A 7,772-nucleotide genomic window follows, 5' to 3' on the forward strand; every position below is an offset into this window, starting at 1 on the left:
TGATGCCCACCGGATCCAAAGACAGACGCAGGCGTGCTGCCCAAGCCTTGTCGGGCGGAAACGGTAGACTGAGGCGCAATGCCGCTCCCGCATTCGTGCGGGGCGGTCCCCCCTCATTTCGCCGGAGCCACGCCATGCAATGGAGAGCTTTGCCCTGCGTTCTCGCCCTGTCCCTGGGCGCCTGCTCGGACCCCGAACCCGAGGCCCCACGACCGTTGAAGGTTGTCCTCTTCCCCTACATCCCTGACTCGGCGGGGGATGGCTTCGCCAGCCTCAAGCAGCGGCTGGAGGCGGATTTCGAGCGGGAGCACTCGGACATCGACGTGGACATCGTGTTCGACGCGAAGCTGGACCTCTATGACCTGGATGACGGAGGCACCCTGAACCAGCTTCTTGGTCCTGGAGCAGGGGCCGCGCAGGTGGTGGAGATCGACACGCTCATCATGGGTGAGCTCGTGTCGAAGGGCTGGGTGCAGCCCGTCGCCCTGGAGGCGAGGGCCGCGCATCCGGCGGCGGAAGAAGCCGTCTCCATCGCTGGCCAGAGCTACGGGGTGCCGACCTACCTGTGCAGCTACGTCGTCTACTCGAACAGCCCCCACCTGTCGTCGGCCACGGATGGCGACTCCCTGGTCCAGATCCTCACGGATGTGGCACCGGGGATGCGCCCGTTGGCGGCCAATTACAGCGGAAGCTGGACGCTGCCCTCGTCCTATTTGGACGCGTGGGCCGACACGAATCCCACGGGCATGTTGTCCCAGGCACTGTCGCTGCCGCTGGACACGTCGGCGCTGGATTCGTTCGAGGACGTGGTGAAGAGCTGTGAGCTGGAGGCAGGCGTCAACCCGTGCCTCGATGGAACCTACGCGGATACTTCCCTGGCGGAAGAGGCGTTCGCCTTGGGGCAGGCCAACGGCTTCATGGGCTACACGGAGCGCCTGTTCTTCGTTCGGAAGGCCAACCCGGGCATGGCGCTGCCAGAAGTCATCTCCGTTCCGCTGGGCACGGGCTCCGCGCCCGCGGTGTTCGTGGATGCGCTGGTGGTCAGCGCGCAGTGCACGGGGACGTGTGCCGAGGACGCCCGCGCCTTCACCGACTTCATGAAGGACCCGGACGTGCGCAGCCTCATCGCCTTCAGCGGGGACGCGCCGCAGGGCACGACGCCGCGCTATCTGCTGCAGGCCACCCAGGCTTTCTATCAGCAGGAGCCCGCGCGTTCTGACCCGATGTATCAGAAGTATGTGCAATTCCTGCGCGGAGCCCGGCCCTATCCCAATCAGGGCTTCCCGCAGAATCGGAAGACGCTCCAGTCGGCGCTGATGGACGCGCTGCAGTAGAAAGACGTGCGGGTGTCGTCATGCGTCACGGCCTTCTGCATTACAGTTTGCGTTTCCCATCAGGAGGTCGTGACATGACGGTTGCTGGCAAGCGCCCCAACTTCCTCATCATCACCACGGACGAGGAACGATTTCCGCCTCCGTACGAGAACGAAGAGGCCCGTCGGTTTCGCGTCGAGAATGACCAGGTTGGACAGGAGCTCCGCAAGCATGGCATCGAGTTCCTCCGGCACCACACGGCCTCCACGGCCTGCGCGCCCAGCCGCACCACGCTCTACACGGGGCAATATCCGTCGCTTCACGGCGTGAGCCAGACTCCCGGCATCGGGAAGTCCTCGTTCGACCCAGACATGTACTGGCTGGCGCCCAACACCGTTCCCACGTTGGGGGAGTACTTCAGCAAGCGGGGAAGCTGCCGGACGTGGCCCCTTCGCCGACGGCAGGCGAGTCGCTTGAAAGCAAGCCGCGCTGTCAGAAGGACTACGTCTACACGTATCCGCGCATGTACCTGCCGCAGCGCGATACCGCGTCGTACCGGCAGTTCTATTACTTCCTCATGGCGGAGGTGAGTAAACACATCCAGCGGGTCTACGAACATCTCAAGAAGACCTCCTTCTTCGAGAACACCATCGTCGTCCTCACGTCCGACCATGGTGAGATGCTCGGGGCTCACGGCGGCATGATGCAGAAGTGGTACAACGCCTATCAGGAGACGCTGCACGTGCCGTGCGTCATCTCCAATCCAAGACCGATGCAGCGCGGTGGCGGCGCAGCCCTTGCCGCAAGACATTCGTGACGCGCTCGACAAGGTCCTGAAGGAGCAGCGGGAGAAGAAGCGGCTGCTGCCCCAGAACCAGAATCGGAACGCACCGACAAAGGGCCCGCTGCGGGACTGAGGTTGCGAATCGCACTTGGGGGCTCTCGCACGATTGGTGCGCGATCGAGGAACTGGGCGTGCCCTGCCGGGTAGCCACCTTGCGTCTAATACGGGCCGGCTTACCGTCGAGCCCGTCAACGCGCGGTCACAGGGGCTCGTCGGGAAGACGTCACCCTGACGACCGCGCCCAGCGTCCGAGGAGGCAGCAGATGCGCAGAGCGAAGCGCCCGTACGTGATTTGCCACATGGTGCCCTCCATCGATGGGCGCATCGTCACGACGAGATGGAAGCTCCCGTCGCGCGCCCTGTCCGAGTACGAGCGGACGGCGGAGACGTTCGACGCCGACGCCTGGATGATTGGCCGGATTTCGATGGAGCCCTACGCGGGGAAGGCGAAGGTCCCGGTACGCAAGTCAGGCCAGCCGATTCCAAGGACGGACTTCATCGCGAGGCGCGACGCGGAGTCCTACGCCATCGCGCTGGACCCCTCGGGCAAGCTCACCTGGAAGTCGGGCGCCATCGATGACGAGCACGTCATCACCATTCTCTCGGAGCAGGTCTCTGACGACTACCTGGCCTTCCTCCAATCGAAGGGCGTCTCCTACCTGTTTGGCGGCAAGACGGAGCTGAACCTGAAGAAGGTGCTCGAAAAGCTCCGAAAGGACTTCGGTATCAAGCGGTTGCTCCTGGAGGGCGGTGGGAAGATCAACGGCTCCTTCCTGGCAGAGGACCTCATCGACGAGCTGAGCGTCTTGGTGGCGCCCATCGCGGATGGCTCCATCGGAACGCCTTCCCTGTTCGATGCCGGCGAGGGACGGGGCCCGGTCCGCCATCTCAAGCTGGTCTCCTGCGAGCCGCGGAAGGGCGACATGCTCTGGCTGAAGTACAAGGTGCGCAAATCAGAATCGAAAAGGGGATGAGCAGAAGGGGCCGGTTGGGCTGCCACGTTAGCGGCGCCATGAGTCACGGGCGCCGCTAGCGGAGCCCAGGGGCGTGGTGCGGAGCTCGGAGGGGGGCTCGCGGCCCTGCTTCCGGTACTCATGCACGAGCGCCTCGATGATGTCCGGCGGTTGGATGGAGCGGCCCGCCTCACGCGCGATGAGCGCGGCCGTCAGCACCACGTTGCGAATCTGCCCTCCGGCCAGGTCCGCCGTCGCCGCCAGTCGGTTCAATTCCTTGGCGGGAAGTTCGTGTGCCATGCCCAGATGCGTGGTCCAGAGCGCGCGCCGCTCGGCGGGGCCGGGCAGGGTGCAGTCGATGATGGCATCGAGTCGGCGCGTAAAGGCTGAATCGAACCGGCTCTTGCTGTTGCTGGTCAGGATGGCCACGCCGTCGAAGGCCTCGATTCGTTGGAGCAGGTAGTTCGTCTGTGCGTTGGCGAACCGGTCGTTCGAGTCCTTCACGTCGGTGCGCTTGGCGAAGAGCGAGTCCGCCTCATCGAAGAGCAGCACCAGGTCGGCATGCTCGGCCCGTGCGAAGAGCTGCGAGAGGTTCTTCTCCGTCTCTCCGATGTACTTGCTCGTCACCGATGCCAGATCCACGCGGTAGAGCGGCAGACCGAGTTTCGTGGCCAGCCATCCCGCGGCGAGTGTCTTGCCCGTTCCCGACGCGCCCATGAAGAGTGCCCGGACACCCGCGCGATAGCGCACCGTCGCGGAGGGGCCCAGGCCGTGGACCAGATCGTCCCGAGCGCGGCACCGCGCCAGGAGAAGCTCCAGCTCTCGTTTCACCTGGGGCACGAGGACGATGGCATCGTCGTGGATGGCGTCCATCAAGGGCTCCGCGAGCGTGCTCATGCCCTCGGATTCCGCCTCCCAGGCCGCTGCGAGCACGTCTTGCAGCTCGGGCGCCGGTCGCCCGTCCAGCTCCGCCTTCTGCCGGGCCAGCCGGCCAAGCTGGGCAATCCGCCCCGCTCCCTGACGGTGCCGTCGGGCCAGCTCCTCGGCGAGGTTCGGTGCGCCCAGTGAGGATTCCCACAGGGCCCGCCGCTCCTCGCTGGGAGGTCGTGGAACGGACCAGCGCAACACCGCGCGGTCCGCCGCGTCGAGCGTGCCCTCGGGGCCGGTGATGGCCAGCACGGGGCCGTCGTAGTACGGCACGTTGGGAAGCACCTTTCGCTCGCCGGGCGCGAGGTCGTGGACATGAATGGGAAGCAGCCCTCGCTGAATCAGGAAGGGCCCCAATCCCCGCTGTAGCTCCGCTCCGAGGAAGAGGGGGGCGCGTCCGAGCGTCATGGCGACCGCCGCCGCCACGGTGCGGGTTTCAGAAACCGACGTGCCGCGCAGCACGAGCGTCGACCGAGGCGAGCCTGCGAGAAAGCGCGCATGCCGGCGCACGCCATCCATGATGGAGGGAGGCAGCGGTACGTCCATGAGGCGGGCCGAGCCGAGCGTTGCCCCAGGCCAGGTGACGTCGTGCCCGGACAACGCCAGGAAGAGCGGCAGCGGCATGGCCAGCGTTTGCTCACACAGAGGCAGGTCCTCCCGGAGGCGCGTCAGCAGCCCGCTGCCCAGGGCCGCTCCGGCGGTGAGGAGGAGCAGGGCCTCCTGGTCTCCGGAAGCGGCCGGCGCCAGTGCGCTGGAAACCAGTCCCAGCGTTGGCCGGGAGGCCTCCACGGGCGCTTGAAGGTACGCGACGGCCCGGCCCACCATCGGGTCCTGCTCGACGGCGGCGACCAGGGCCACTGCCAGGAGCTCCACCAGGGAGAGCCCGAGCACTTCGCCGAGCATGACGAGTCCAGCATCCTCGGAGCCCGGCCGTGTGAGGCGCTCCCGAGCGCGAGCGACCCAGTCCCGCCCTGTTGCATCCAGGTGCTGTCGCAGGAAGCGCAGCTCGATGGCTTCTCCATCCCCTGAGTCCTCTTGGGTGAGGGCCAACGCCGCAAGGACCGTGGTGCGAAGGGGCAGGGAGGACGTCGTCATGCTCCGGTCTCGTCGTATTGGTAGTGGTACTGGATGACGCGGGCGAGCCAGGGAACCCAGCCCGGGTTGATGTCGAGCCCCGCGCGGCGGATGCGGATGTCCGCCTGCGAGGCGGCGAAGACGATGTCCAGATGCGTGCGGGTCGCGACGAGGCAGCCGGGACGGAGGACGAGCGCTCTCAGCCCCATGTGTGCCAGCCGTCGCGTGACGCGGCCCACCGCGAGGAGGGCCGCGCGCAGCATGAGGTTAGCGTCATCCCAGGGGAGTCGATGTGCCAGGGGCGTCGTGAGGCATCGGTCGAAGGGTGGGGGCAGCGCTTCCCCGTGAGACGTCGAGGCGAGCGGTACCCGGGTTCGTGCGTCGAAGGCAACGCATCGTCCCGTGGGTTCGCGGACGAGACGGAACGGTGCTCGCGCGCCGACGCCTGTCTGGAAGCGCACGGGGAGGACGAAGGGGCTGGGCTCGGGCAACGGCCCTGCTGCGGCCTCCTGGAGCACGCGGAACAACGGGTCCGTCGAAGGAACACCCAGGCGCTCGGCGACGTGACAGAGGAGGCGCTCCGGGATTCCAAATTCGGCAAGGGCCGGGTGGTCCGCAAGGAACTCCCCGAGGCCCAGTGCGTTCAGCATGGGCACGAGGAAGAGGAGTCCCCCTGCGACTGTGGGGAGCGCTTCCTCCGTCACGTCGCGCTGGCGAGCATCCTGAGGCGTGGCTCCAGTGTCTCCAGGTGCCTCGTCCGTGTCCGCGCGCACGTGGCGTACCCTCGTCTGCGGAGCCGCACTCACCCCCGCCGGGGACGCGGGTGTGGCATCCAGGGGCTTCGTCACGTTGTCGGAAGTAGGGGCGCCGGAACGAGCCTGCACCGATGGATGCGACGACGCTGCGATGCCCGGAACCACGCCCGTGTCAGCGGGGGCAGTGGGCGTGTCCGGCTCCGGAGGGGCTTCTTCGGGCGATTCCCGTGACGTGGGCAGGTGCGCCGTAGGAGAAGCCTGGAGCGCCCCCAGCACCCGCCATGCCCGCGCTGGGAGATTGGGCGCGGCTACCCGGGATGGCATGTGCGTGCAGAGCGCCACGGCGGCCAGCCACAAGGCACGGGCGTCGCCGGCCCCCCAGGTTCGTGCCCAGCGCGCGAGGGTACGCTGGAGCGGTCCGGAGACCTGCTCCGCCGGGCCCACGTCGTCCAGGGGCAGCCGCGGCGCCGGGCGGGACGGCAGGTGTCCCCACCAGGCTCGGGCGAGCGCGGGTCCATCCTGCCATCGCAGCGCGCCCAACAGGGGGGCCAGTGCGCCGAGCGCGTGCAGCTCGGAGACGAGCGTCACCGCGGCGGCATGGCCCAGCTCTGTTCGCAACGCGCTGGCGAGCGCGAGGCGGAGCGCGTCGTCTCGGGACATCCCCGGGTGCAGTCCAGGAACGGCCAACCGCCAGAACCAGGCGTCCAGGGGCAGCCCTTGGGCAAGCCGGGTGGCCAGCAGCACGAAGGGTTCCAGTTCATCCCGGAAGTAGACCGCCTGCGCGGTGGCGGCGGATTGCGACCTCGCATGCACCGCGAGCCGCGCCACCTCGCGCACGCGTTGCTCCACGACGAGCGAGAGCGCGGCCGGGCTGCGGTCCGCGTGAATCGTTCCGAGCGATAGCTGGCGGATGACCAGCACCCGCCCCCCGGGAGCATCCGGAAGGGATGCGGTGCGCAGTGCATCCTCCAGGAGGACCGCCCCTCTCCGGACGAGCGCGGCGCTGGCCGCCGCGAGCTTCACCTGGCGCACTCGCCGTTCCGCGGTCACCGGAGCAGTGTCCGCCGCGGCGTCGGGAGCAGGCCGCCTCGCTGCTCGGGCTCGGAGAACTTCGCCACCGTCTTCTCGGCGAGGTTCACGCTGGCCGCGCTCGTGGAGAAGACGCGCGCCCGTGCCGTGCCGGTGCCCAGGTCCTCCACCACGGCCTGGACCGTGTGAACGCCGGATGCGAGCAGCACATGGGTGCCTACGCGGATGCGCGATGGGTCCACTTGCAGGTCCAGCACCGTTCCCACCCTGGCGGGGGCAGGCTTCGGCAGGTGCCCGGCGACGATTTCTCCCACGGGGGCGTGGCTCGCGAGCAGCAGCGCCGAGCGCACCAGGTCGTTCATCAGCGCCACGGCCTGGGTGCGTGACGGGTTCATCTGCGCGAAGAGCCAGTCCACCAGCTCCTGAAGCTGGCGCCGGCTCGTGACCTCCAGCGTGTTCCACTGGGGCAGCCGGGCCAGGTCCCTCAGGTCCCACGGCGCGTCATACTCGCTGAGCATCGACGCCCATTCCATCCGGACGCGTGGAGGCACGTCGCCGAAGAGGAAGTAGAGGTACGTGGCCACCTTGGCGGTGTTTTCCAGCTCACGGGCCGCGGCTCGAGCGACGTCCGGCCGCCCGTGCGCGGTGTCCATCAGGTCGCCGAACGAGGTGATGGGCAACGCCAGCTTCACCAGCTCTGCCCAGCCGCGGTGGACGAGGCTGGCCAGCTCCAGCGTCGCGGTGACGACCCTGGCCTGGGAGACAACCTGGCTCTGCGCGGTGAAGACACGGTTCACGCCTTCACCCGAGCGGCTGGGCGCGCGGGTGATTTGGGGGCTGTCTCTTATACCCATCTGACGCTGCCGACGATCTTACG

General features: G+C 67.8%; 7 protein-coding genes and 1 pseudogene. 4 read left to right on the plus strand and 4 right to left on the minus strand.

The features are described 5' to 3' along the window. The first annotated feature begins 134 nt into the window (after positions 1-134). Positions 135-1,334: an extracellular solute-binding protein gene (locus FMP39_RS21440; RefSeq protein ID WP_141592156.1), complete on the plus strand. Its 1,200-nt coding sequence runs from the start codon at positions 135-137 to the stop codon at positions 1,332-1,334. Positions 1,335-1,393: 59 nt separating this feature from the next. Here FMP39_RS21440 and FMP39_RS38070 read toward each other — a convergent pair whose 3' ends face one another. Beyond that, entirely contained in the window at positions 1,394-1,567 is a 174-nt protein-coding gene (locus tag FMP39_RS38070; protein WP_228558191.1) for a hypothetical protein, read from the minus strand. Here FMP39_RS38070 and FMP39_RS38700 point away from each other — a divergent pair. The 3 genes and pseudogenes from FMP39_RS38700 to FMP39_RS21455 all read left to right on the plus strand — a co-directional run. After that, a pseudogene (locus FMP39_RS38700) lies at positions 1,490-1,684 on the plus strand (sulfatase-like hydrolase/transferase); the annotation flags it as partial. The gene FMP39_RS38070 and the pseudogene FMP39_RS38700 overlap by 78 nt on opposite strands. 71 nt (positions 1,685-1,755) lie before the next feature. Continuing rightward, positions 1,756-2,130, plus strand: coding sequence for a sulfatase-like hydrolase/transferase (locus FMP39_RS38075; protein WP_228558192.1), 375 nt, complete (start codon positions 1,756-1,758; stop codon positions 2,128-2,130). A 290-nt stretch (positions 2,131-2,420) separates the two neighbouring features. Continuing rightward, on the plus strand, positions 2,421-3,131 hold the full coding sequence (locus FMP39_RS21455; protein WP_141592158.1) for a RibD family protein: 711 nt from the start codon (positions 2,421-2,423) through the stop codon (positions 3,129-3,131). Between the two features lie 27 nt (positions 3,132-3,158). Here FMP39_RS21455 and FMP39_RS21460 read toward each other — a convergent pair whose 3' ends face one another. Genes FMP39_RS21460 through FMP39_RS21470 form a run of 3 tightly spaced genes read right to left on the minus strand, consistent with a single transcriptional unit; the run spans position 3,159 to position 7,692 of the window. Then, complete coding sequence (locus FMP39_RS21460) at positions 3,159-5,132, minus strand: ATP-binding protein (protein WP_141592159.1); 1,974 nt, start codon at positions 5,130-5,132, stop codon at positions 3,159-3,161. Next, positions 5,129-6,898 (minus strand): hypothetical protein, encoded by a 1,770-nt coding sequence (locus FMP39_RS21465; RefSeq protein WP_228558193.1) that lies wholly within the window; start codon positions 6,896-6,898, stop codon positions 5,129-5,131. The genes FMP39_RS21460 and FMP39_RS21465 overlap by 4 nt, the downstream gene beginning before the upstream one ends. Before the next feature lie 14 nt (positions 6,899-6,912). Continuing rightward, entirely contained in the window at positions 6,913-7,692 is a 780-nt protein-coding gene (locus FMP39_RS21470; RefSeq protein WP_228558194.1) for a hypothetical protein, read from the minus strand. Positions 7,693-7,772 lie beyond the last annotated feature (80 nt).

The sequence above is a fragment of the Myxococcus sp. AB056 genome (genome assembly GCF_006547365.1).
In the GTDB taxonomy this organism is placed as follows: Bacteria; Myxococcota; Myxococcia; order Myxococcales; family Myxococcaceae; genus Myxococcus; species Myxococcus virescens.

Excerpts from the sequence above, each read along its gene's own strand:
- FMP39_RS21440 (WP_141592156.1), top strand. The coding sequence starts at position 135 with ATGCAATGGAGAGCTTTGCCCTGCGTTCTCGCCCTGTCCCTGGGCGCC.
- FMP39_RS21455 (WP_141592158.1), top strand. The coding sequence starts at position 2,421 with ATGCGCAGAGCGAAGCGCCCGTACGTGATTTGCCACATGGTGCCCTCC.
- FMP39_RS21460 (WP_141592159.1), bottom strand. The coding sequence starts at position 5,132 with ATGACGACGTCCTCCCTGCCCCTTCGCACCACGGTCCTTGCGGCGTTG.